The organism is Amycolatopsis sp. CA-128772, assembly GCF_002904295.1.
Classification (GTDB): Bacteria; Actinomycetota; Actinomycetes; order Mycobacteriales; family Pseudonocardiaceae; genus Amycolatopsis.
In genome coordinates, this window is the sequence record NZ_PPHG01000027.1 from 278173 (window position 1) to 302064 (window position 23892).

23 protein-coding genes and 2 pseudogenes are annotated in these 23892 nt (G+C 68.1%); 13 read left to right on the forward strand and 12 right to left on the reverse strand.

Annotated features, from left to right (window positions below):
- Positions 1 to 43: 43 nt before the first annotated feature.
- On the reverse strand, positions 44 to 520 hold the full coding sequence (locus C2L59_RS47470) for a hypothetical protein (RefSeq protein WP_158263077.1): 477 nt from the start codon (positions 518 to 520) through the stop codon (positions 44 to 46).
- A 731-nt stretch (positions 521 to 1251) separates the two neighbouring features.
- Between C2L59_RS47470 and C2L59_RS13685 the strand changes: the two genes are divergently transcribed.
- From C2L59_RS13685 to C2L59_RS13705, 5 genes are all read left to right on the forward strand, one after another.
- Entirely contained in the window at positions 1252 to 4218 is a 2967-nt protein-coding gene (locus C2L59_RS13685) for a sel1 repeat family protein (protein WP_146060373.1), read from the forward strand.
- A gap of 855 nt (positions 4219 to 5073) precedes the next feature.
- Entirely contained in the window at positions 5074 to 5391 is a 318-nt protein-coding gene (locus C2L59_RS13690) for a DUF6317 family protein (RefSeq protein WP_103349872.1), read from the forward strand.
- The gene (locus tag C2L59_RS13695) at positions 5391 to 7088 is read left to right on the forward strand and encodes an alpha/beta hydrolase (protein WP_103349873.1); all 1698 of its coding nucleotides are present in this window, start codon (positions 5391 to 5393) and stop codon (positions 7086 to 7088) included. The genes C2L59_RS13690 and C2L59_RS13695 overlap by 1 nt, the downstream gene beginning before the upstream one ends.
- Positions 7089 to 7101: 13 nt before the next feature.
- A complete protein-coding gene (locus C2L59_RS13700; protein WP_146060374.1) occupies positions 7102 to 7656 on the forward strand; it encodes an LppA family lipoprotein in 555 nt (184 codons plus the stop codon).
- 36 nt (positions 7657 to 7692) lie between these two features.
- Entirely contained in the window at positions 7693 to 8055 is a 363-nt protein-coding gene (locus C2L59_RS13705) for a hypothetical protein (RefSeq protein WP_103349875.1), read from the forward strand.
- A gap of 542 nt (positions 8056 to 8597) precedes the next feature.
- Here the strand turns inward: C2L59_RS13705 and C2L59_RS13710 are convergent.
- The 5 genes from C2L59_RS13710 to C2L59_RS13730 form a co-directional block, all read right to left on the reverse strand.
- The gene (locus C2L59_RS13710) at positions 8598 to 8849 is read right to left on the reverse strand and encodes a hypothetical protein (protein WP_103349876.1); all 252 of its coding nucleotides are present in this window, start codon (positions 8847 to 8849) and stop codon (positions 8598 to 8600) included.
- A 275-nt stretch (positions 8850 to 9124) separates the two neighbouring features.
- Positions 9125 to 9400 carry a hypothetical protein gene (locus tag C2L59_RS13715; RefSeq protein ID WP_103349877.1) on the reverse strand — a complete coding sequence of 92 codons (276 nt, stop codon included), beginning with the start codon at positions 9398 to 9400 and terminating at the stop codon, positions 9125 to 9127.
- A 44-nt stretch (positions 9401 to 9444) separates the two neighbouring features.
- The gene (locus C2L59_RS13720; protein ID WP_103349878.1) at positions 9445 to 9765 is read right to left on the reverse strand and encodes a hypothetical protein; all 321 of its coding nucleotides are present in this window, start codon (positions 9763 to 9765) and stop codon (positions 9445 to 9447) included.
- Positions 9762 to 10949: an MFS transporter gene (locus C2L59_RS13725; RefSeq protein WP_103349879.1), complete on the reverse strand. Its 1188-nt coding sequence runs from the start codon at positions 10947 to 10949 to the stop codon at positions 9762 to 9764. Before C2L59_RS13725 ends, C2L59_RS13720 begins: the two co-directional genes overlap by 4 nt.
- Positions 10946 to 11281, reverse strand: a complete 336-nt coding sequence (locus C2L59_RS13730; protein WP_103349880.1) for a hypothetical protein — start codon at positions 11279 to 11281, stop codon at positions 10946 to 10948. The genes C2L59_RS13725 and C2L59_RS13730 overlap by 4 nt, the downstream gene beginning before the upstream one ends.
- A 122-nt stretch (positions 11282 to 11403) precedes the next feature.
- Between C2L59_RS13730 and C2L59_RS13735 the strand changes: the two genes are divergently transcribed.
- Positions 11404 to 11664 carry a helix-turn-helix domain-containing protein gene (locus C2L59_RS13735; RefSeq protein ID WP_103349881.1) on the forward strand — a complete coding sequence of 87 codons (261 nt, stop codon included), beginning with the start codon at positions 11404 to 11406 and terminating at the stop codon, positions 11662 to 11664.
- 19 nt (positions 11665 to 11683) lie between these two features.
- On the opposite strand, the gene C2L59_RS13740 is transcribed toward C2L59_RS13735, so the two are convergent.
- The 3 genes from C2L59_RS13740 to C2L59_RS47475 form a co-directional block, all read right to left on the reverse strand.
- Positions 11684 to 12577, reverse strand: a complete 894-nt coding sequence (locus tag C2L59_RS13740) for an IS982 family transposase (RefSeq protein WP_103349882.1) — start codon at positions 12575 to 12577, stop codon at positions 11684 to 11686.
- Positions 12578 to 12710: 133 nt separating this feature from the next.
- Positions 12711 to 13616 carry a hypothetical protein gene (locus C2L59_RS13745; protein ID WP_146060375.1) on the reverse strand — a complete coding sequence of 302 codons (906 nt, stop codon included), beginning with the start codon at positions 13614 to 13616 and terminating at the stop codon, positions 12711 to 12713.
- A 221-nt stretch (positions 13617 to 13837) separates the two neighbouring features.
- A complete protein-coding gene (locus C2L59_RS47475) occupies positions 13838 to 13999 on the reverse strand; it encodes a hypothetical protein (RefSeq protein ID WP_158263078.1) in 162 nt (53 codons plus the stop codon).
- 222 nt (positions 14000 to 14221) lie between these two features.
- Between C2L59_RS47475 and C2L59_RS13750 the strand changes: the two genes are divergently transcribed.
- On the forward strand, positions 14222 to 14614 hold the full coding sequence (locus tag C2L59_RS13750; protein ID WP_146060376.1) for a hypothetical protein: 393 nt from the start codon (positions 14222 to 14224) through the stop codon (positions 14612 to 14614).
- Positions 14615 to 14877: 263 nt separating this feature from the next.
- Here the strand turns inward: C2L59_RS13750 and C2L59_RS13755 are convergent, their stop codons facing one another.
- Positions 14878 to 15183, reverse strand: a complete 306-nt coding sequence (locus tag C2L59_RS13755; protein WP_103349885.1) for a hypothetical protein — start codon at positions 15181 to 15183, stop codon at positions 14878 to 14880.
- Positions 15184 to 15470: 287 nt separating this feature from the next.
- On the opposite strand from C2L59_RS13755, the pseudogene C2L59_RS13760 reads away from it, so the two are divergent.
- The 4 genes and pseudogenes from C2L59_RS13760 to C2L59_RS13780 all read left to right on the forward strand — a co-directional run.
- Positions 15471 to 16004, forward strand: a pseudogene (locus tag C2L59_RS13760) (HD family hydrolase); the annotation flags it as partial.
- Between the two features lie 385 nt (positions 16005 to 16389).
- Entirely contained in the window at positions 16390 to 16521 is a 132-nt protein-coding gene (locus tag C2L59_RS49835) for a hypothetical protein (protein ID WP_255410258.1), read from the forward strand.
- Positions 16518 to 17189, forward strand: coding sequence for a hypothetical protein (locus C2L59_RS13770; RefSeq protein WP_103349886.1), 672 nt, complete (start codon positions 16518 to 16520; stop codon positions 17187 to 17189). The genes C2L59_RS49835 and C2L59_RS13770 overlap by 4 nt, the downstream gene beginning before the upstream one ends.
- A gap of 570 nt (positions 17190 to 17759) precedes the next feature.
- Positions 17760 to 18210: pseudogene (locus C2L59_RS13780) on the forward strand (fasciclin domain-containing protein); the annotation flags it as partial.
- 258 nt (positions 18211 to 18468) lie between these two features.
- Here the strand turns inward: C2L59_RS13780 and C2L59_RS13785 are convergent.
- Positions 18469 to 19332 carry an IniB N-terminal domain-containing protein gene (locus C2L59_RS13785; protein WP_103349888.1) on the reverse strand — a complete coding sequence of 288 codons (864 nt, stop codon included), beginning with the start codon at positions 19330 to 19332 and terminating at the stop codon, positions 18469 to 18471.
- A gap of 276 nt (positions 19333 to 19608) precedes the next feature.
- On the opposite strand from C2L59_RS13785, the gene C2L59_RS13790 reads away from it, so the two are divergent.
- Positions 19609 to 21984 carry a LuxR C-terminal-related transcriptional regulator gene (locus tag C2L59_RS13790; protein ID WP_103349889.1) on the forward strand — a complete coding sequence of 792 codons (2376 nt, stop codon included), beginning with the start codon at positions 19609 to 19611 and terminating at the stop codon, positions 21982 to 21984.
- A 4-nt stretch (positions 21985 to 21988) separates the two neighbouring features.
- Here C2L59_RS13790 and C2L59_RS13795 read toward each other — a convergent pair whose 3' ends face one another.
- The gene (locus C2L59_RS13795; protein ID WP_103349890.1) at positions 21989 to 22345 is read right to left on the reverse strand and encodes a twin-arginine translocase subunit TatB; all 357 of its coding nucleotides are present in this window, start codon (positions 22343 to 22345) and stop codon (positions 21989 to 21991) included.
- A gap of 291 nt (positions 22346 to 22636) precedes the next feature.
- Here C2L59_RS13795 and C2L59_RS48905 point away from each other — a divergent pair, with 291 nt between their 5' ends.
- On the forward strand, positions 22637 to 23722 hold the full coding sequence (locus tag C2L59_RS48905; RefSeq protein ID WP_233223476.1) for an L-threonylcarbamoyladenylate synthase: 1086 nt from the start codon (positions 22637 to 22639) through the stop codon (positions 23720 to 23722).
- The last annotated feature ends 170 nt before the right edge of the window (positions 23723 to 23892 follow it).

The following is a 23892-nucleotide window of genomic DNA, read 5'->3' on the forward strand; positions in this document are numbered from 1 at the left end:
CACGAGGCGATCGATGACCGATCAGTCCGCCGAAGCTGTCCGGTCAAGTGTGCGCGGCGAGTTCGGTGTCCTGGTCCCGGTCCGGCCGGCGATTGGCAAGCCCGTCGTTCGCTTGCGTGGCCACCGGCTCGATCTCAACCTCTACGACGAGCTCGCGCCTTACAATCATCGCTATCGGCTGCATGGCACGCTCTGCGAGGTCTGTCGCGGCCACGAAGCCTGCGAACCCGCGGCTCGATGCCTCGCCGAATGGGTCCACCTCGACGCTACGGCCCAGCACGCACCCGCCGCGGCGCCGACTGGCGGGCTCGTCCTCGTCGCCCGCCCACCGGTTGCGGGAACGTTGGCCGGTCGGGTCGAACTCCTTCTCGACGGTAGGGAGGTTGGCGCGGTGACTGCTAGCCCGTGCACGGTCCGGGTCGCCGAAGCCACCCGACTCGCGCTGTACTACGGGCTTCACATCACCGTGCAGCGGTGCGTCGACCTCGTCGCTGTCGCCGAACAAGGGCGCCATCGCCACCGACGAACGCGCCGGGTTTCGGGCTATCGACGGACGCAACTTCGGCTACTGGCTCGGCCCGGCCTGTGTGAACTGAGGCAATGATGGACGCCTGTGCTGGGCCTTCAGTGGCCCGTCCGCAGTGCAGCTCATCGATCCAGCCCAATACTCAGCAGCCGATGAGTTGACGCGCGCCGACGTGTGGCTGAGGCAGTGACATGGCTTGCTATAGCGGCTCCGAGTGCGGACGGCACAGCTGGAGGCCGGGGAGCCGCATGTTCGATCGGTCGAGCGGCCGAGTGTGACCTGCCGGACCGAAGGCCGGCTGATCGGTGGAGATATGAACTGAGCGCACGATGTTCGGTGTGCGGGACGGCGCCCTCTAGAGCAATCGGGGTGAATTGTTCACCCTATCGTGCAGCGAAGGCTTACTCCTGATGTGGCCATGGGGGCTACAACCTCAGTGAACGCCGCTAATGGGCGACACCTCATCGATTTTTAGATCAACTTGTCGTCGACTTCTCGTCGTACGGAACAACCGCTCAGCGCAGCGGTCCTTGTTTGTCTGGACTGCATCGCGTCTACTCGGGCAGCCTGCAACTCAATAGTCCTGCTAGGGCGGTGCTTCGTGCTTCGTGCGTCGTGCTCGCCGGTCGTGACGTTTGGAACGGACCCTGGCAACTGAAGGCGAGAAGGTGAAACGAAGCGACCGCGGGCAGGCAGTCGGGCCGTCCTTATATGCTCCGGCGGGCATGCCGCTGATGAACTGCACGCCATCTCAGCTTGAGATCCGTTCAGTCATCGGCATGGGGCGAGCAAACTCGACGACCCAGACCGAGTTGACGGCGTACTTCCGTCGCCCACATGACGAGGAGATCCAGCGGCGGATCTCGTCGATCGCCGGCGGCTGCAGCGGCGTGGTGGCACTAGTCGGCGGACCGAAGTCGGGGATGAAGCGGGCCTTGTGGGAGGCGATTCGGTCGAACAAGGCGGGCATGCTCGCGCCATTATTGGACGGATGGTGGATCTGGCCCGGGACCAGCCCCAGTAAGCCGGAATCTCTGTTGGAGCAAATCCGTTATCTGCCGGCGCGTACGGTGTTGTGGTTGCCCAACGCGGCGCGTTATCTGCTCGATCACGGCCCAGAGATGGGGGAGCGGGTCGCTAGTTCGTTGCGTGACCTGGTCTATGACGTCCAGCGCGGACCGATGATGGTGTTGTTGACCATGAGTCCAGGTGATATGCACAGGTTGACCGCTTCGCCATCACCAGAACAGACAGCACTCAGTGTGCATGCACGTCAGCTGCTTGCTGGTGGAATGCTTAGCGCCCCAGATCGCTTCACCGACGCCGAAGTCCTGACGGCACGACAGTCGGAAGACCCGCGGATCGTAGAAGCCGCGGAGCGCTGCAGTGAGGGTTACCTCATTCAGTATCTGGTTGAAGCACCGGACTTCCAAGCCCGGTTCTCGATGGCCAGTCCGGCTGCCAGGGCGATCATGCAGTGCATTATCGACGCTCGGATCATCGGTCACGATGGATGGATGAGGGCGCAGCTGGTGCAGGCTGGCGCCGCGGGGTACCTGCCGGAGTGGGAGCGGGCCCGGTTGAGCGAGAGCTGGTTCGAAGAGGCAATCGACCAGCTGACAGCTCGTGGAGTCGGCGACACTGGGATGCTGCTGGTGCGCCCCGGCGATGACGCTGACCAGAGTGCCGCGGACCGAATGTTTCGCCTCAACGATTACCTTGAGTGTCAGTTTGTGACTGACGTAGGAAGGCAGGCGCTTCCAGCGCCGCATCTGTGGCCTGCACTGTATTCATGTGCTGCACCGAGCAGTTTGATTCCATTGGGAAGGGAGTGCCGTCGCCGGGGCCTCATCCGCGAAGCGACGGGATTCTTCACCCTTGTACGCAACGGTGCGACGGCGGCCGCGCGTCACGAACTGGCCGACATGATGCGCAGTTGCGGCCGTTTCGATGAGGCTCTTGAACTGTATCGACGGCCGGCTCGCCATCAGGTCGCAGCAGCTGTGCTCGCCGGCGGCCAGATTCTGCTGGAGGCGGGAAGGCCTGAGGCGGCGGCGGAGTGGCTTGGCCAGAGCAAGGGTGCGGCGGATGCGGAGTCGTTGAAGTTGGAGGCCATCGCTTATGTGGAGGCCGGACAGCGGCTGAAGGCGATTGAAGTCTATCGACGCCTCGTCAAGCGAGGCGATGTCAATGCCGCTGTCGTCGCCGCTGAGATGATCGCCGAGGAATCCGGGTATGCAAAAGGCGTGAGCTTCCTCAGCGTGCAGAGGTCGGCGACGGGGTTGAATACGCTGCCGGGAGTCGCCGACCTTCTTGTAGAAAACGTCGGTAAGGTACAGGCGGTGCAGTGGTTGCGGGAACACGCACGATCCGGTGACGCCGATGCCTATCTGGTCGGGGCGGATCTGCTGCTGGATCTCGGCGAGATCGAGGAGGCGTTAACTTGGTGTGACAGCGCGGTCGAGCTGGGGGTCGCGGGGGCACGTATCTACGCTGCCAGAATGTATGCCCTTGCTGGTCTCAGCGATACGGCGCTGGTTCATGCCCGAGAGGCTGCCAGCAACGGTGAATGTCAGGCGCTTATCGAAGTCGCCAAGGTTCACGTGGAGCGCGGACTGCGCCGGCGGGCGATGGACTGCTACGCCGTCGCCGCATCACACGGACACGACGAATCGTGGGTTTCGGCCGCCGAGCAAGCCGCATCCTTGGCCGATATGTGCACTGCTGCCGACTTCTATCGTCGGGCGCGCGGTGCTGCGACGCCGGCCGCGGCAGCGCAGATCGCGATCGCACTATGTCGTCCCGGCGTGGTTGAGACGGTTCACGAGGCGCTGCGGTGGTACTTCGGCGTTGTCGACGTGGCCAGCCCGGATGCGGTGCTGCCGGTTGCGGAGTTCCTGCGCGGTGATGCCGCGGCGGTCGTGCTCGAGGCGTATACGGCTTGCCGCGGTGCCGACGTGGGTACGGCGATGAAGTGGCTCGCCGAGGGCCTTGCTTTGGCTGCGAAAGAGGCTGCGGCGGCGAACGCGTCGTTGCAGGAAGCCGCTAACACTTCCAAGTTCGTCGGGGATAAACCTCTAGGTGTGGGTAGTGCGGTGTACTGGTTCGAGCAGGCGGCTTGCAACGGATATCCGGCTGCCCGGGTGCGAGCTGCAGAGTTGCTGCTGGAGTTCGATCGCACTACCGAAGCGCTGGTGCTGCTGCAGGAGGTCCAATCGACGGGGTTGCTGCGCAGGACCGATCCGCGGCTCCTCGTGGCGTTGATCAGGGAGAAGCATTTCGACGAGGCGCTCGCGATGATTGAGTTTGAGCTGGATCTGGGGCAAACCGCGCTGGTTGATGACGTCGTGCCGGCTCTGTTGCGAGTCGGCCGGACCAAGGATGCGATGAGGTTGCTGTCGCGTGCGGTTGATGTCGGGAATGTGTCGGCCCGAGTTATTCTGGCGGACCGGTATGTTCGGCAAAATCGGTCTGACAAGGCACTGGATCACTACCTTGTTGCCTACTGTCGCGGGCGTGACGACGTCTGGGGCAAGGTCGAGCGGATCCTGAAAGCCAACGGGGACGGCACCACGCTCGTTGAGCTGTGTATGTACGGTGTAACGGTCGAGGGCAAGCCGAGTTTGCCGTGGACGTTGGAGGACGTGGCTAAAGATCTGGCGGCCTTCGGTTGCGATGGGGAAAGTCGGTGAGGTATCTGACTCCGTGGCCGGACGTTCGGCGACCTGCGTGATGTCGAGCAGCACGCTGGCCCAGCGGCGGCGGTGCACCGCAGGTCCTGCAGCGCCTTGGGGCGACGTGAGGCTGCGACATCGACCGGAGTCGTGCGTGAGCGGGTCGGCTCGGCCGGAGTCCATCCGGACTGGCTACGTCGCTCATCGAGTGGAGCTGCAGAGGTAGGCGGTGTGGTAGCGCCGGAGGGGTTTGCCGGGCGGCAGCCGGCGGACGTGCTGGGCGATCGACGGCCGGCGGCTGAGATGTCGTCATGGTCACGCGCGCCGGTAGCTGGTTGATCCGCGTTGGTCGAGGTCGGTGTGGTCGAGTGCTTCCCGCTCGAGCGCCTTGAACACCTACTGGTAGTTCTGTACCAGGATTGACGAAGATGACGGTGTCGTGGTGTCGCAACGCGACGGTGAAGGTCGTGCCGTCCGATCCGTCCTCCTGGAGGACTCCAGCGAACCCGTCGGGCGCCGACGTGGGTGTCGGTCACACGTATGCCGTCGGTGGAAACTTCTGTCGATGCGGCGGTCGTCAACGATCTGCTGTCCGAGCGGACGACCCAACGCCAGGAGATCGCCACCTCAACCTCGTCTGCGGGTTGGCGCCGGTCGAGATCGCCGAGATGCTCGGCCTGCAGGCATCGTCAGGGGTGACGCCGCGGATGCTCAGCCTGGGGAGCCTCCGATGCGTGAGTAGATCTATTTACGCTGGCGTGGGTAGATCGGCCTGACATGCTGTTTTTCCTGTTTAGGGTGTTGTGACATGTTGAAGGGCACCGCCAGGCTGTCGTAGGGTGACCGGGTGGTTACCAGCGACGGGGAGGCGTTGTGAGCTCGGGTTACCAGGTGGTGATCGACAAGATCCGCGACACAGGCCGGGCTGCGGACGAGGTGGCGCAGGGGCTTCGCGGAGCGAACTGCGCGGCGACCGTGCCGGCTGGTGATCTGGGGATGCCGGGGTCGCGGGCCGCACTGGCGATGGCGCAGGTCAAGCACGCCCTGGTGCAGCGCGAGCAAGGTTTTGAAGTCCGGCTGGACACCCACGCCGCGAACATGGCCGCGGCTGCTGATCGTTACGCCGCGCAGGAAGCGGCCGCGGCCACGGACCTGTCTGCCCGCGGTCAGGGGCCGGTGAAGGCGAGCTGATGGTCACGTGGGGCGATGCGGTCCGCTGGAACCCGGCGGTGCTGCAGGACGCGGTCGGTGCGATCAACGCCGCCTACAACAAGCTGGTCGCCTGCTCGGACGATTTGCGGGACATCAACACCCCCGAGGGCTGGCACGGCGACGCCGCCGCAGCGGCGGCTGGCGAGGTCAACCAGATCATCGACGGATTGGAGGAGTACGCGGCGGACATCGCCGCGCTGCGCCGCGCAGCCGGAGACTCAGGGGACGCGATCACCGGAGTGCAGAACGGGGTGAAGGAAGCGGAGGCGATCGCCGCCGCCAACCACTTCACCATCGCAGGCAACGGCGCGGTCGTGGACAACGGCGCGCCCGAGGTGCCAGAAGCGCAGCGGGAACTCGCCGATGAAGAACGCCGCCGGGTCGCGGAGGAATTGAAGGACCGGGTCGAGGAGGTCGTGCGGCAGGCGATCAACGTCGATGAAGAACTGTGCTCGGTGCTCAACCTCATTCAGGCCGGTCAGGTCATCGACGCTACCGCGAACGACAACGAGCACACGAGCCTGGCCGCGGCCGGCAACGCCGGAGCCGCCATCGCGTTCCCGTCGATCATGCCTCCGCCGGCGGTGGATGCGGATCCGTCGATGAACGCGGCTTGGTGGGCGGCGCTGTCGGTCAAGGAGCGGCAGCAGCTGATCGCGCAGCACCCCGACTGGGTCGGCAACCGGGACGGGGTGAAGGCCTCCGACCGCAGCAAAGCCAATCTGAACCTGCTCGATCAGGAGAAACGCAGCTTCGCCGCGGAGCTGGACCGGCTCAAGCGTGACGACGGGGACTCCGACGAGATCGCCCGCCTCGAGCAGCGGCTCGAAGCGCTCGATGCGATCACCGGGATGATGCACAACCCCGACGGCACCATCAACCCCAACCGCCAGCTGATGTCACTGGACATGACCGGGGACCACCCGAAAGCGGCGATCGCGAACGGGGACGTCGACACCGCGCAGCATGTCGCGGTGTTCACCCCGGGCATGAACTCCACGGTGGACGGCAACATGAACGGCTACGTCAACGACATGCAAGGCGTGCGCCACAGCGCCGAAGACATGCTGCGCCGAGCCGGGGACATGTCGAACGTCGCCACCGTCACCTGGATCGGCTACGAACCGTCTTCGTTCGACGACAACGGCTCCCTGCTGGGGCTGGCCACCGGGGAGAACGCTGATGTCGGCGGGGACAAGCTCGCCAAGTTCGACCAGGGCGTCAACGCCTCCCGCACCACTGATCCGCATTTCACCGCGCTCGGGCATTCCCAGGGATCGATCGTGACCGGGATCAGCCTCACTCACGGCGGCACCGGCGTGGACGACGCGGTGGTGTTCGGCTCCCCGGGTGTCTCTGACCACTTCGGGATCGACAACACCGCCGCCGATCTGAAGGTGCCGCAGGGGCACGCCTACAACATCACCGCTGCCGGCGACCCGGTCGCCCAGTGGGTGCCGGAAACGTGGCGGTACGGTGCGGCTCCGTATGCGATGGACGGCATGACTCAGTTGTCGGCGGACGCGGCGGCCGGGCCGGACGGCGCTCCTCTGGCGGCCTCGCACGGGCACAGCGAGTACACCCGCACGACCCCGGAGGGGGTCGACAGCACCAGCAAGCACAACATCGCCGCGATTGTGGCCGGCAAGCCGCAGCTGACGGTTCCCGCTCACTAGGAAAGTTGATCACGTGTTGTCACGAGCATGGCTGCCGGCCGCGGCGCTGGCGGCGGCTGTCGTGGTGCTGGGCGGGTGCGACGGTGGCCACGAGTATCTTGATCCTCAACCGACGGGACCGTCGATGTCGAAGCAACAGCAGCAGGCGCAGCTGGCGGCCAGGCCGACGCTGGACGAGGCGATCGTCGGCTACGAGAAGCTGCGCACCTCGCTGCGCGAGCGTCTCACCAGGGATTTTGGTGTCGCCGGGTGGACTGAAGAACCCGGTTCGGCTGAGTTCAGCGGCTGCGCGCCGCAATTCCCGGCGTTGACCGAGCAGGACGCCAGCAAGAAGTTCCTGCCCCGCTGGTACGCGTCGACGTCGCTGCTGCCCCGGTGGGACCAGGTGAAGCAGGCTGTGCGGGAGGTTGCCGGCGGGCACGGGTTCACCACCGTGGCGCTGGATGCGAACCAGGCCGGGGACGCCGAACTCAACCTCACCGACCAGCTCGGCGCGCAACTGTCGATCGGGACGAGCAAGAACACGGTCCTGTCGTTGACCACGGGCTGCCATTTGATCAAGAAATAGCCCGCGCTGCACTCAGCCGCTGCTCAAGGGACTGGCGTGAACAGGACACCTTCGTTCGGGCTTGACGGCGGTGAGGACCCGTCGACGCGCCAGGTGCTGTTCGCGGCGGCCTGTTGGCTCCTCGCCGTTGTGACCGGTGTGGGAGCGGTGGTGCTCGCCGTGGCCGGGGCGATGAGCAGTGATTCGTGCGGACCCGGTGACACGGCATTCATCTGCACCGGGGGCGGGCAGAACGTCGCGTGGTGGCTTCCGCTCGCCAGCTGGGCCGTGTCGATTCTGCTGGCCTGGGTCAGCGCAGTGAAACTTGGTCCCACCAGGGTGCGATGGCTCGGCCTGATAGCCGGCTTGACGGTCTATTCGGTCGTTCTCGTGATCGATTGGATCCTCGTCGCGCGGTGAGACCCGGCAGGGCCGCGGCCGGTGCCGGAGCGAGCAACGATTACCTGTTTGGCCCAGTCCTTGTCGTAGCGAGTTTCGGGCCGCATGTCGGCCGGTTCGAGCGGTAGCAGGCGGCGCTCGTGCTGGTCAGGGTCCATGTGTAGACCAGGCCGAAGCCTGGCCATTACCAGTCGTCGAAGCCATGTTGGTTGCATGCGTGCCTAGGCGGGACGCGAACCTCTGCTACCGGTACACCGAAGCGTGCTTGGCTTCGGCCATTTTCAGCGCTGCCCGCGACCCCGGCATCCCCAGATCACCACTAGGTATGGCCGCCGCGCACCCCGCGCCGCACAGCCCATTGGCCACCCGCCCGGCAGCTTCCCCGGTGTGGCGGAGCTTTGCGATCACCGCCTGATAGCCCGTGCTTACCATACTCTCGCCGATATGTAGCAGCACTATCACTCTAGGGCATAGCCTCAGACTGGAAAAATCGCGCGAGACGCGTGTGACCAGGACAAACGTAATTCGGGCGGTTCCACGAAGGTGCTATCTGAGTAGAAAACTCAGGTCTCCTCGTCTGCGGCATCCGACTCGACTGACGTCGGCGGACCCGGCCGGCGCATGCGAGCGACGACGTTTTCAAGACGGACCACCAGCGCCATGGTGCCGAGGGGCACGGTGCCCTCATCGACGGCTCGGCGTAAACCGGCCGCCGTTTCCGCCAAGTCGTCGGCCACACCGGCGAGCCGCTCGGAGATCGCCTCCGGCGCGCTTTCGCCGACTTCAGGTTGCCGGTTGTCGTCGTCGGGTTCCATCTCAATCCTGTTCTGATCTGGTGAGTTTCAGTGTCGTTGTGTCCGGCTCGTTGTCTGGCCAGATCGGTGAAGTTGTCTCATTCGGTAGACGGAGCCAGCCCTCAAGGACGCGCTGCATCACAGCTCGGTCAAGTGCTACGGACCGGGGCCGCAAGGCGCGTCCCACGCTGAAGCTGGACGCAGCGCCGCGGACGCTTCGGCACGCCGATGCGGTGGGGCGTTCGCGGCTTCAGCTTCGGCGTGCTCGCGGATCACCTGGGCTGGGTAGCCGACCGCTACGAGGTCGGCCACCCGCTGCAGCGCGCGACCTTGAGCGTCCCGGCCGCTGACCCGCCCGCACAGGCACGTCGCCGCGCAGACGCCCGGGTTGGGTAGAAGGAGGTGGGGGTGGCGTCGACCGAGCCGATGATCAAGGCCGTGAGCCCGTAGGTTTCCAGCGGACTGCCGGCGACCGGGTCGGGGGCGGATCCGCCGAGCGCGCTGCAGCGGGATATCAGGGCCAGCACGGCTGCGAGGGCCGTGGTGAGGGCGGTGCGTTTCGCGTAGCGCACGCGTGTGCTCCTTCGAGGGGGGTGGAAAAGGGGGCGGCCGGTAGTCAGGCGTGGGCGCGCGGACTGGTGCTGAAGTCCGCGCGGAAGGCGTCGTCGTTGACGGCGAGCAGGCGGCCGGAGGCGTGGACGATCCAGTCCCCGGCACCGAGCGTCAGTTCGGGCTTGGGCTGGCGGATGGTCGCGGTGTCGCCGTGGACGGTGATCGCGGTGGGTGTGTGGAGGACGGCTTGGGCGTCGAGTTGGTCGACCCAGCCGCGGATGACCTCGAGCACCGCGGTGCTGGTGTTGCGGGCTGCTTCGACCATCGGTCCGGCTTTGAGTTCGCCGTACGCGCGGACGGTCCAGTAGAGGTTGATCTCCGTCATCGAGGGACCTCCGGGGAGGTCGGGGCGGCGCGGACGTCGCCGATGGTGGTTCCGGTGAGGGCCTGGCCGACGAGGGCGACGACGAGGGCGAACAGGGGCCAGGTCCAGGTGCCGGTGGCGGTATTCAGCAGCCCGATGCCCAGGGCCAGGACGCCGGCGAGGGTGTAGCCGAGGCCTTGGACGACCGACGACAGCGCGGCAGTGGTGTCCGGGTCGCTGTGGGTGCGGCGGCTTAGGCCGACCAGGGCGAGGGCGAGGGCCCCGAGGCCGATACCGAGCAGCCCGGTCCACAGCCACGTCACGCTGAGCGGTCTGATCAGCAGGCCGGTGACGCCGGCGATGCTGGAGCCGGCGAACCCGACGGCGAGCGAGGTGTGCGGGATACGGCGGGCGAGATACGGGACGGCCAGCGACACCGGAACGCCCAGCACCATGACCTCGGCGATGTGATGGTCAGCCTCGGCTGAGGCGAGGCCGGCGGCGTGCAGAATCGTCGGCAACCGGCCCATGAGCACGAACGTCACTGCTGACAGGAGTCCGAAATGGACTGTGATGGTGGTGACGGTGCCGCGCGGGACAAGGCTTCGCGGGCTGACCCGCGCTGCGCTGGCCGGACCGGCGGGGGTGGTGAGGTGGCGGCTGCTGGCGATCCAGATGACGAGCGCGACGGCGGCGAGGATCGCCCAGCAGCCGAGCCCGATTTGCCGGGCCAGGTCGGTCGGGGTGAGCAGTGCACCGAGTGCGGATCCGGCCCCGAGGCAGGCGGTGTAGCAGGCCGTGGAGCCGGGTGCTGCGGTGCGGACGATGACAGGGAGCAGGACACCGAGGACCGCGATCGCCAGGCATGCCGCGGTGGTGCCGGCGAGGATGGCGATGTCGCCGGGCAGTGTCCGGGCGAGAAGCGAGAGGGTCAGGGCGGCGAGCGCGCCGGTGATGACGGCGCGGATCCCGAAACGAGCCCGCATCCGCCACGCCGTCGCGCTGCCAATCGCGAAGCACCAGGTCGGGACGGCGACCAGCGCAGCGGCCAGGGTCGGTGACAGGCCTTCCGCGGTCTCGATGCGGGTGAGCAGCGCTCCCATGCTGGTGACGGCGGGCCTCAGGTTGAGCGCGAGGACGGCGACGATGAGGTCGGCGGCGACCGGGCTGAGGATCGCGGCGCGGGAGACGTGGGCGGTGGTCACGCCACACCGCCGGGGTCTTCCAGCAGCATGTTGGCCAGCCGGGTTCGGGTCGGGCACGGCACGGGCTTGGCGCACTCGCGGCACCAGTCAGCCATCGGCGAGTGCGCGTTCCACTCGGCGGAGACGGCATTGATGAGGGACCGCAGGGCGCGGGGACCGTCGACAAGGAGGTCGACGAGGTCGTGTCCGTCGAGGACTGCGACGACGCGACCGTGACCGATGAGGCGGACACCGGTGCGCACGTCGATGCCGGCGCGGCAGGAGTCGGTGGCCACGGCCAGCGGGCCGCAGTGCTCGGCACGGTGGCTGAGGTCGAGCCAGTGACTGAGCAACGGGGGTGCAACTGCAGGTGGTGAAGGTGTCACCTACACGAATGTAGGTTATGTCCAACATTTTGTGCAAGATATCCGACAACGTGAGGGATGATCGTCCGCCCCGGTAAGGTCCTCGGGCGATGAACCAGCGCGATGACGGGCCGCCCGATCACAAGCTAGAGCAGCACCTCGCGGCGATGGGCTTGCGTCTGCGTGCTGCCCGCCGGCGGGCGGATCTGACTCAGGGCGAGCTTGCCGCGCTCAGCGGCGTGGATCGAGGCAACATCAGCAGAGCGGAACACGGCGGCAACATCTCCTTGGAGACCCTGTGGCGCCTCGCCATCGCGCTGGACATGCACGCCGCTGATTTGGTGGATGACCGCCTACGCGGCGACGGCTAGACGAGTAAGTCCTAACGGTTCAGTGGTCGTAGGCGATCAGTGATCGGGTGACAGGTTGGCCGGTGGCGCGGTTGTGCCAGATGGCGGCGGTCAGAGCGAGTATGCGTTGGGCGATGCGGGCGGTCACGCCGTCGATGGTGCGGCCGCCGTGCAGCTCGAGGTCGAGTTGGCCTTTGAGTGTGTCGTTGACCGATTCGATCAGCTGCCGGACAGGTGTGAGCAGGTGCTCGGCCGGGTGTGGGGTGCGGTTGCGGTAGTTGGGCCGCAGTAGCCGCACTCCGCGTTCGGTCAGGAATGTGTCCAGCTCACGGGACACGTAGCCCTTGTCCGCGATGATCAGCAGACCGGGCCGGTCTGCCAGCACGGACGGGTCGTGTTCCAGGATCGCTATCAGCACCTGACGCTCGTCGAGTTTCGGGTTGGCCAGGGCCCAGGTGATCGGCAGCCCGGCCGGGGTGCAGACCAGGTGCAGGCGCAGGCCCCAGAAGAACCGTGAATGCGACGAGCAGTAGCCGTAGCCTGCCCAGCCGGCCAGCTCGGAGCGTTTGGCGGTTTCGCGGGAGCGGCCGCACTCGACCGGGGTGGAGTCGACGATCCAGGTTGTGTCGGTCCACAGGTCGGTGTCGAGGGCGAGTAGCCGGATGACCTTCTTGAGCAGCGGGACCGCGGTGCGCAGTCGCTTGTTGTAGCCGGATTGCTGGGGCAGGTAAGTGAAAGCGCCGGGCAGGTGGCGGGGCGGGAACCGTAGCCAGCGGGCCTCGGAACGGATGCCAAGCAAGGCTTGGGCCACGGCGAGGGTGATCAGTTCGGCGTCGGTCAGCCGTGGTGGTCGTCCGGTCCGGGTGGGTTTGCCGAGGTGGTCGTCGATCTTGACGTAGAGTGCTGTGAGAAGGGTGTTCAGGTCGGTCGTCACAAACTGATCTTGAACACCCTTCGTCCGTCTTCGGAGACCACCAGGACTTAGGACTTACTCGTCTAGCTCAGCTGGTCGCCGTGCGGCGTGGCCGGCTGGCGCTTTCCTGCTGTCAGGAACGTTCCCGTGCCCCTTACTCAGAATGATCCGAAGGCGGCACCGCGCTGCGGTGCACGCGAGCCGGTCCGTCCCAGCGGTCGCGGATGATGATGGCCACTTCGTCGAGATGCGCCCGGGCATCTTCCGCGGCCTGAGGATCGGTGCTCTCGAAGAGCCGATCGAGCTGAAGAAGCGTGGCGCGCGCCTGGCTGGCGGCCTGCTGTGGCGGCGCCGGCTCGGGCGACCTCATCCACACCTCTCCCCATAGAGCGGACCCGGTCTGGCTGATGGCCGACCGGAAGATCAGCTCCTCCACCTTGTCGACGGTCAGGGCGAGTGATGCCGCCCAAGACGTCAGCAGCGCGATATAGCGGTCGTAGGCAGACGGCCGCCACTTGTCGATGTTCAGGTACTCACGTGCGTGTGTGTCCAGCCATCGGCGGACGACGGTGTCGAGGATCGGCGTGGCGTGCTGGGAGGACGCGGCGGCGGTGACGAACCGCAGGTACTTGGTGCCGAAGGCCACCCCGAGGTAGCGCAGCCGATTCTCGGCGAGGTCGCGAAATGCCGCAGTTCCGCCGTGATCTTGGGCGATGCGGGCCACCTCGGCGAGTCGTTCGGCTGCGCGGTGGTTGTCGGTCAGTACGCGTTCGGTTCGCCAGGGGCCGTAGCCGACGAGGCCGTATCCCCAGATCATGGCAACCAGGAAGGCCTGTTCGGCACCCTCGGCGGTCCTGGCGTGTGTCGCATGGCGGGTCGCTTCGGCCCGGTCGATCCGCTCGGGCAGGTCGCTGAGGAACGCGCGATGCTGCGGGAAGTACCCGAGCCACGATCGGCGCGTCCAGCTCGAAGGCGGCTGCGGCGGCTCGCCGCGGTCCCGCCACCGCTGGACGGCGGCTGTCAACGCGTCTGGAACTGCCGCTTCGGATACGTCGCTCACGCGTCCCCCGTCGATCGCCGGTAGCGGGGCGTGGTTGTGCGCTCGAACCCCTGCGTCGGAGTGTAGGTCTCCGGGCGCTGACCTTCGGCCGTCCGATCACCATCGTCGGCAAGAGATACCAGGCCCTCAAGGCGTGGCCGCTGCTGGTGGCCGACCTCCACGCCAGAACGGCATGACGAAACCCGACACGGTCGGCGGTGGCGGTAGCGCTCCCGCTGGCGTCATGCGGTGTAGCCGTCGAGCTCGGCGGCCAGCAGTGTCCCGAACTCCTCGGGCAGGCGGGCCAGCGCGGCGGGCCCGCCGTGGCCGGACGCGGCCAGCAGCGTCGGGAGGGGCGAGGTGAGCAGCTGGCCGGTCCAGCCGCAGGGTGGCCGTCGCGACATCGCCTACACGGCACGTGCACGGGTAACTGTGGGCTGTGACTGGCGGATTGGCCGATCGAGGAGGCGCCTGTGTCGTCAAGGGCGAGGCATCGAGTCGAGTCGGACATCTCCACGCGAGGACCGTCCGCCGGCGCGGCAGTGCCGCGTCAGCACCGGGCGGAGCAGTCGGCTGCCCGGCCGCACGATCCGGACCACCCGTTCGGCGGTCTGGACGCGCAGCACGTGCTGGAGTTGCAGCGTCGCGCGGGCAACGCCGCGGTCGCATCACGGCTCGCGGCGACGAGTGGACCGCTGGCCGGGTTCGCTGCCGTGCAACGCGTCATGGCTATTGAGGCCCTCGTCGAACAGCAGTACACCGGCTTCTTCGGGAACACCGGCCGCGAACAGTACACGGCAGTGATCGAGGCGGTGAAGGAGTACCACGGCCGTGTCGAGAGGAAGATGCAGACGAGAGGGGCCTTGGCGGTGATCCGCGCCGAGGTCGATGCCTGGCGGAAGGCGACCGCCGGCCAGACCGGCGAGAAGCTGGACCGCCGGCGCAAGCTGGTCGACCGGCTCTTGGTGGAGGCCGACGAGGAGCTGGCCGCCCAGAACCAGCAGGGCGAGCTTCGCTGAGACAGGACAGGCGTTGTCCTGTCTCAGCGAGCGGCGCGGTCGGCTGACGATTGAGTTCAGCCCGCTGGCCGAGGGTCGTCGCAGGCGGCGCCCGGCCCGGCCGTCACGTCGGCGTTCAGCCTCTTCAGCTTAACCACGACGGCGCAGACCACGGTCGCCACGGCGACCACGATGATGACCAGGGCAGGACACCCACCGTCCCGAGGCAGGTGACCGCCTCGGAGGCGGTGGTCTGTTCACCAACCTGTTCCCGGCATTTGGAGTCAGGCAGTGCGGGCGAGCCCGGACTCAAGCCATTCGGCCACGTCGAGGAACGAGCCGACGTCGTAGCTGGGTTGTGAGCCGTCCATGGCGCTGCGGCGCGCCGCGTCCGCGATCGCGGTAAGCAGTGCACGGCGACTGCGGAGCAGTTCGCGCTCCAGCACGGTGGTGGTGTCGGCAGGTGCCGCGGCGGCGAGGACCGACTGTAGAGCTGTGGCTTCGGCCGCAGCGTCCGCTGGGTCCAGCAAGAGCTCGGCCAGCTCACTGAGGTTGGTCGTAGATAATGAGGGGGCTCCAGTGGTGGTCATAAGGGGATTATCCCAGAAGCTGTCCTCCTCGACACGAGGCCACGCGGAGATGAGGGCCGATCATGTTCGAACGCATCCCGACCGAGCTGGACTCGCTGCCGTCGGGGCCCGGCGCCGCCGAGGACCAGGCCGACGACGCGTTCATGGTCGCCGACGACACCAATGCCTGGTCCGGCGTGCGTCTCTTCCACCACCTGGTGAGCCGCCTCGGCCCGTCCTCGCCGCACCTGCCGCTGAACTCCCACACCATGCACACGCTCGTGGCCAGCCGTCCCGCCCTGCTGATGTGGCACGTCGGCGTCCGCGATCCCGAGTCGGTCGCCGAACACAGCTTGCGGACCGCTCAGATTGCGGCTCTGCTCGCCGCGGAGGAAGGCGCTAATCCGGAGCGGGCCGCGTTCCTCGCGCTCTGGCACGACACACAGAAGACCCGAACGGGGGACATCCCGCACACCGCGGCCAAGTACATGAGCAAGCCCGACCCCCGCGAGATCACCGCCGACCAGACGGCCGCCCTGCCGGGCGCCTCCCGCGAGCTGATCAGAACCGCTGTCGACGAGTACGAAACTCGGCAGACCCCCGAGGCACGATGTGCGAAGGACGCGGACAAGCTCGAAATGCTGCTTCAAGCCGTCGAGTACCGGGAGACTGGAGTCGAGCGCGTCGCTGGGTGGATCGACTCCATGCGGAAGGGACTTGCGACCGAGACGGCCCGACGCGTCGCCGAAGCGGCCGTGACGCTGTATCCGCTGGTCTGGCGGGACCGCAAAGGACAGAGACGACACCGCCCCCGGCAGCCGTCCTGTTTCTGCCGCACCTGACTGGAATTCCCTCCAAGAGGCGTGGCAGGGTTTATGCCGATTCGTGCGCCGCGTTCAGATCGTGGCTCAATGTCGTGGGAGGGCAATCGTCTTGAACGCCGATCGTGGTCATGTCGTTGATGATCGACCGGTGCGGCTGCTGGTGACGGGTGGCGGAACGGGCGGTCACACAGGATCTGCGGCCGGAGGTTCTGTGGGTCGGAACCGCTGCGGGTCTCGAGGCGCGCACTGCTGAACGTGAAGGCATCTCGTCTGTGGCGGTTGCGGCCGGCAAGGCCCGGCGGGCGCGGAATCCGCTGAAGATGCTGTCGTGGGCCAATGTGAAAGACATGGCGAGGGTCCCGCTTGGCGTGTTTCAGGCGGTGCGTGCGGTGAGAACGTTCAGGTGCACGCGAACCTGACCAAATTCCTGGATGATCGCACCGAGGAGGAGAAGCTGTTGGCGCGCAAGCACATCGACTCAGGTGAGGCCACACTGCACCTGCCGCTGTCGGCACGGACGGAGTTCGACGGATGACCGCGGCTCACGCGACGCTGCCCAGCGCGACCTTCGCTGATACAGAGGCGGCCTTGCAGTCACACTCGGGCCTCAACAGCGAGCACGTCCCGCAGTTCGGCAACACCGTGCTCTGGGACCTCAACGGCGTCCTTCGTCGTCCCGCGAATGTTTCGGCCGGTGCCTGGAAGCTGGTGTTCTCGGGGCCGCTCACCGATCCGAGCTGGAACCTGGTGGCCCGGGAGTTGTGCATGATGATGTTCAACCCGCGCCATCCCGCGCTCATCGAGGCTGGGCTGTCTCTCAAGCCCAAGCCGGCGCACCCGTCCACGGCCATCCGGGCCCTGTCCCACCTGCGCCGCTTGGCATACTGCACCAACAAGAATCGACTGACCGCTGAGTTGGCGACCTGGACCAGCAGCGACGTCCGCCGATGCGTCGAGGCGCTCGTCGACGACCAGGTCAGTATGACTTCGGAGACGTCGGGCGACGACCTCGACGTGGCGACAGGGCTTACCGAGTCCGAGATCCGTGCGTTCTTGGGCACGCTGCAGCGGCTGCACCACTACCGTGACGCGCTGACCTGCGGTGGCCTGCTCGAAGATCCGTGCCACGGCAAGAGTGCCTGCCAGGCCGCCCGAGCCACTGCTGCCGTACCGAACAGCTCGACCCAGGCGATCCCGCCCTGAAGTGTGGTTCCCGCTCGTCCGTGCAGCCTGGACCTACGTGCACGTCTTCGCCCCCGATGTCCTGCGCGCGCAGGCTCGGTATGCCTCGATGCGCGACGTTACAGTGCCATCAGCTGCCAACGCGAAGGTGTAGAGAGTCAACCCCGCCCACCCGGCATCCGCGCCGGCCGACTCCCCGGAGCGGTCAGCGACCGTTCGGCTGAGCAGTAAACCGAGTCAAGCGATCGTCGGGCCACCAGCGACCATCGCGATGACCGCGATGTCCACCGACCACAGGGCGCCGACCGCGGCAGCGAAGGCCAAGAGGCGACCGTCTGGATCGAACGCTGAGGTCGCACCTGACTGGGCGCCACCGGCCTTGATGAGCCACCACCCGCGGACAATTGCTACGCCCGCCGCCGAGACCACGGTCGTGCCGTTCGTGGACGAGTTGCGCACATATCCGAGCTTTCACGGCGTGGACACCACCCTCGTCGGCATCTGGACAGACCCGGTGCTGGAGCAGGTCGTCTCGGTTGAGCAGCAGGGGGCTCCGCGGACTCCGCGACTGCATTCGGATTGAGAGCATCGTTCGGCCCGGCCTGTGCGCGGTTGCCGCCGGGCTCGGCTCCGAGGCCGCTGGCCTCCATGGGCCCGCAGCCGGTCGTTTCGGCCGCGTCGACGATCCCGCTGCTCACCCGGTTCGTGGCCGCGGTAGAGGACGCGAACCTGGTCGACACGCTCAACAGCCGGTTGGTCATCCCGGTGTTCGCGCCCGGCGATTCGGCGTTCGCGGCGCTGGGCGATGTCGCGCCGGCCGAGCTGGGAAGGATCCTCGAGTACCACGTCGCCGGTGAACGTTACGACGCCAAGGGCTCGCGACCGCGGGTTCGGTTGCCTCGCTCGACACCGCTGCGGGTCCGCTGGAGATCGAGGGCGCGGGCGAGAACATCGCGCGAAGGTCCCGTGCGGGAACATCCCCACGAAGAACGCCACGGTCTTCGTGATCGACAAGGTCCTGACTACCCGAACCGCCGACTAGTGCTGACTTCTGGGCCGCGAACACTGTTCCCTTGCGGGTGGCCCGGAACGCAGTACGGCCCGCCGCGGTCCCCGAATGCCGGGAACCGCGGCGGCTGCCGCGTCCTTGCGCCGGCATCTTGAAGGGCTTCGCCACCAGACCGGTGGCGATAGGGGAATTGTGACCGGGGACGCCGAAAGCGGCGGCGTCCCGCCAGGTGATGCACCACCTGTGCCGAGCGGTGGGTGCAGGCAGGAACCCCGCACCCACCGCGAGGGCCTAGTGGGGGAGGTGGACGTCGTTGCCGGAGCCGATGCTCAGGTGGCTGAGGTCCGCGCCGATGGTGCCGCTGAGGGCGCCTTCGCCGATGTTGCCGACGACGTCGTGGACGTCGGAGATGCTGCCGGCGTGGGAGGCGATGTCGCCGACGTGGTTGGTGACATCGCCGAGGGTGCCGTTGTGGCTGATGTCGCCGAGGTGGGTGACGACGTCGTCGACGCCGTGGGCGGTCACGTCGTCGACGGTGTGCTCGAGGCCGGTGTTGACGCCGAGGTTGCCGGTGAGGTCGCCGATCGTGGAGCCGACGCCCTGCGCATTGTCGATCGCGGAGGTGAGGCCCGAGACGTCCTGCAGCCCGGAGGTGATGTTCCCGCCGTCCAAGGCGCCCGTGACATCACCGCCCGCGACGTGCCCGGTGACGTCACCGACGGCGCCGGTGACGGTGGTGACCGGGTCGGCCTGGCCGCCGCCGATGTGGTCGATGCTGCTGGTGAGGTCGCCCGCGGCCGAGAACGGGTCAGTGGTGTTCTGGGTGAGGGCGGTCATACCGCTGACCGCGCCGAGGACGTTGTTCTCGGAGGTGGTGTCGCCGAGGGCGAGGTTCTGGGTGAGGGCCTTGAGCTGCTCGACCGCGCTGGCCTGGCCGGTGATGGAGTCGAGGTTGAGGCCGTTTTCGTCGCCGAGGTTGCCGACCGGCGCGAAGTCCAGCACCAGCGGGAGGATGTCGTGCAGGTCGGCGCCGGAGATGTCGCCGAGGCCCGCGCCGTCGAGCGTGCCCTGCGGGTCGTCGCCGAAGGCGCTGCGGGCGGACGGGTTGTTGAGCAGGTTGAGGGTGAATTCGTACAGCGACTGCGCGGGGTTCATTGACCAGGCTCTCTGTGGGGAACGGATGACGTCGTCGACCAGGGGGATCACCGACCGCACCGAAGCTAGATCGTCCGCCGGGTCGCCGGCATCGGGTGCGACGCCTAGCGGTGATCTTCGAAACCCCTGAGGGGGTTCAGCGACTCGTTAGGGGGGCGCCCGAAAGAGTGACACCGGTCTCATTCCTGAACAGGGGGCTACCCGCCTATCTGCGGCAGGTCTCAGGCACGAACTCCTGATAGGTGGCCATTTCGAATTGCCGTGTCAGGAGGTGTCGTGGAGGAGCTGCTGTCGTCCCGGCTGCGGGAATTGCTCGCCGGGATCGACGCCCGACCGGGTGATCCGTTGCGGCTGGTTTTGACCGGATCGCACGGGCACGGCAAGTCGACGGTCCTGAACGCGATCGGCCGGCGGTACCGCGCCGCGGGCGTTCCGGTGATCGGCCGGGACGACCTCGCCGCGGTCACGCTCGACGCGGACGCCGTCCTGTTGCTCGATGACGCCGAGACGCTGGAGGCCAGCGAGGGCCTGCTCGGGCTGGTGGAAGGTACGTCCCGGCTGGTGCTCACTCACACCCCGGGCGCAGCAGGGGCGATCGTCACCATGCTGGCCGGGTTGCCGGCCCAGTACCTGCGCTTGGCGCCGTGGAGCCCGGGCGACGTCGTCCGCTTTTCCGGCGACGTGCTCGGTCGATCGCTCACCTGGGAGCGGGCGGTGTCGGTGCAGCGGGCCACGAGCGGGGTGCCGCGGCTGGTGGTGCGATATCTGCGGGTTCCTGCGATTGAGGAGCTGATCGACCAGTTGCGGGCGGAGCTGGACGGGCTCGGCGAACCAGGGCTCACCTACCTGGTCGCGGCCGCGGCCGGCGGCCGGAACGACCTGGAGCTGCTCGCGGTCGCCCTGGGCCGGCCTCGCGACGACGTGTCCGCCGTCGTCGAGCAGGTGAGGGCTGCCGGGCTGCTCGCCGACGACGACGCCGTGCCGCCGATCGTGGCGCGGACGGTGCAGGACCACACCAGCGTCGATCAGCGGCTGACCGTGCTGGTGCGGATGCTGGAAGCCCAGCTGGGCGCCGGGCGGCCCGTGCTCGCGATCGCACGGCAGCTGCTGCGCCTCGGCGCCGCCGGCGCTCTCGTGCGCGCCGGGTTCGAGGCGGCGGCCGCCGAAGCCGCTGCTGGTGACCCCGCGCTCGCCTTCGACCTCTACGCCGCCGCGGCCCATGCGGGCAGTTCACGGATTCGCCTGGCGCCGGACTGGGCGCGCGCCGCGGTGCGGAGCGGGCGGCTCGATGTGGCGCTGCAGCTCGGCGACGAGCTGTTGAGCACCGTCGAACCGGAGAGCCGGGCCCAAGGCGCGCTCGTCGCCGGCACGGTGATCGCCCGTCGTGGCGACCTCGTTCGCGGCGCGGAGCTGCTGCGCTGGTCCGCCGATCCGGGGGCGGCCCGGCTGGCGGACCTGGCCGCGATCGCACTTGGTGAGACTGTCGATGATGTCCCCGCCACGGCGGCCGACCCGGTTCCTGCCTACGGACATGTCGCAGCGCGCCTGCTGAAGGGCGTCCGGGAGTCGGTGACCGGCCGGCCGGAAGCCGCGCTGACCACCTTGCTCGCCGCGGCCGACTCGGCGGCGACCACCGGGACCGGAGACTTCCTGCCGAACACCGCCGCTGCGCTCACCGCGCTGGTCGCGCTGCACACCGCCGAGTTCGACCTCGCCCACGGCGTGCTCGAGCGGGCCGGCGGCGGGGAGCGGCACGCGCTGCTGCTCGGCTGGACGGCGATGCTGCAGGGCGACCTCGCCACCGCAGAAGCCCGCCGGAGCGAGGTGCGCCGACCGGACGTTTGTCTCGCGCCGCGCGACGAGCTGTACCTGCATGGGCTGGAGCTGGGGCTGGCCCGCCGCGGCGGGACGCCCGAGAACGTGCGAGAGCACTGGAGAGCGGCATACGAGGCGACGATGCGGCAACCGATCGACTTGTTCGCCCTGCTCCCCCTGGGTGAGGTGCTCGTGGCCGCGGCCCGGATCGAGGAGGGCTACCGCGTGACGTTGCACCGCGACCGCGCCTTCGCCCTGCTCGATCGGCACGGCTTCCCGGTGGTGTGGTCGGCGTGGCTGAACTGGGCCGCGTTTCACGCGGCGATCGTCTGCGGCGATGGCGACACCGCGGCTAAGGCCCTGCGCCCCCTGGCCGCGACCTCCGATTCCGGGCGGCTCACCGCGGCTTTCGCCGCGGCGGGCTCGCAATGGCTGGCGGTCCTCGACGGTTCGGTCGAGGTCGAGGCGATCCTGGCCGCCGTGCGGCTGCTCAACCGTGCCGGACTGCGGTGGGACGCGGCCAGGTTGGCCGGCCAGGCGGCTGTCCGTGCGACGGACCGCACGGCCATGGTCACCCTCCTGCGCGCGGCCAGACAGTTTCCGGTGGCCGCCCCCATTGCGCCGGCTGCGGCCGAGCCGCCGGGCCTGACCCCGCGCGAGCGCGACATCGGACGGCTGGTCGTTGCCGGGCACACCTACAAGGAGATCGGCGAACAGTTGCATATCTCCGGCAAGACCGTCGAACACCACGTGGCTCGTGTCCGCGCCAAACTCGGCGTCTCCGACCGCCGTACCCTCGCCACGTTGCTGGGTGGCATGCTGGGCGATGCGAGCTGAGCGTTCAGGCGGCTTCCATGTCCACGCGGGGACCGTCGCCCGGTCGCGGCGTGGTTGGTGAGGTCACCGGCGAGCCGGTCGTGACGCGGCGAGCGGGATGTCCAGCAGCAGCCGGGGACACCGCATGCCGGGGATCGAGTCCGCGGTGCCGGCCGAGTTCCCCGAGCGGCTCGCGCAGCTGCTCGAACTCGGGACCGATCTCGCTGCTGATCTGCTCGTCGTGCGCGTTCGCGAGCCCGTTCTTGGCTTTCTGCGCCGTCGTGCGGACGGTGGCGATGGCGTCGGGCAGTCGTTCCGGCCCGAGGATGAACAGGGCGGCGTCCAGCAGGACGAGCAGGTGTTCCGGGCTGAGGCCGAGCATCGTGTCCTTCGATCAAAGCCGGGTGGGAGCGGGGCCGGATTGCCCCGACGGCGACCCGGCCCCGCGCCCGGTCAGTTGGCGGCGCTGGTGTTCACGTCGCCGTTGACGCCCGCTGGGCGGCCTCGGCAACACGCTGCACTCGGTGGTGGCTGGCACCTCGTCGGCGACCACGCACGGCACGCCGTGCCGTGACGTGCGTGTGACGGCAAGACCAACGTGATTCGTCAGCGGAACGGGCAGAAAGGTTCGAGGGTGACAGCAAGAGCCGATGACATCGGCAAGGCGGCGGGCGTGCTGCGCGCCGGTGGCCTGGTCGCCATACCGACCGAAACGGTGTACGGGCTGGGCGCCGACGCCGAGGATCCCGCCGCGGTCGCGCGCGTGTTCCAGGTCAAGGGACGCCCGCCGACCCACCCGCTGATCGTCCACCTCGGCGCCGCGGAGCAGCTGGGCGACTGGGTCGCCGATGTGCCTGAGACGGCGCTCGTGCTGGCCGGGCACTTCTGGCCGGGACCGCTCACGCTCGTCCTGCGCCGCGGTCGCCGGGTGCCGCTGGAAGCGACCGGCGGGCTGGAGACGGTGGCCGTGCGGGTGCCCGCCCACCCGGTCGCGCTCGAGCTGCTGTCGGCCTTCGGCGGCGGTGTCGCGGCCCCATCCGCGAACCGCTTCGGCTCGGTCAGTCCCATCACGGCGGAGCACGTCCGCGCCGAACTCGGCGATGCCGTCGACTTCGTGCTGGACGGCGGTCCCTGCGACGTGGGCGTCGAGTCGACCATCGTCGATGCCACCGGCGACACCCCCACCATTCTGCGGCCCGGCGGGGTAACGCCGGCGCTGATTCCGAAGCACGTTCCACGGCGCACCTGGTGCGCGGTGGCGGCGGCCGCGATGAAGGCTTTGCTGGGGCGCACAACCGGTCCAGAGGCAGTCGCCGCCGGTCCGGTGACGCTCGGCCAGCACGACGCCGGCCCGAGCCGCGCCGCGGTCGTCGCCGCGATGATGCCCGCCGTCCCGCCGCCGAGCACCGTTAGGTCGAACAGCTCGTCCCGCCTCGGTCCCTCCGCGCGTCCGGCGCCTCGACCTTATCCGGGCACTCGTAGCCCAGCGGTTCGGCAGCCCGGCGGTGGCCGGATCCTCGGCCGCCGGGCTGTTCGCGTGAACGAAGCCCGTGAGCTACGGATCGATCAGCTGGAGGTCGCCGTCGGCGGTCCCGGTGACGAACAGTCTTCCGGTGTCCGGGTCGACGCCGACGGTATTGGCTGGCGGACGGCCGGCAGCCGGGCGATCTCGCGCGGGGCGCCGGCGGAGAGGTCGATCCCGACGACTTCGTTGCGCGCGGGCAGCGTGATCCACATGCGATCGCGTACGGGGTCGTAGGCGATGCCGTAGGGCGTGCCCGGCAGGGGCAGCCGCCCGATCTGCTCGAGCCGGGGCGAGAGCCGGTAGAGCAAGATCGCGTCGCCGCGGGTGTCGGCGACGGCGAGGTGACCGCGTTTGTCGGCGAGGACGTGCGTGGGCCCGGCGCCCGCCGGGACCCGGCCAGTCTG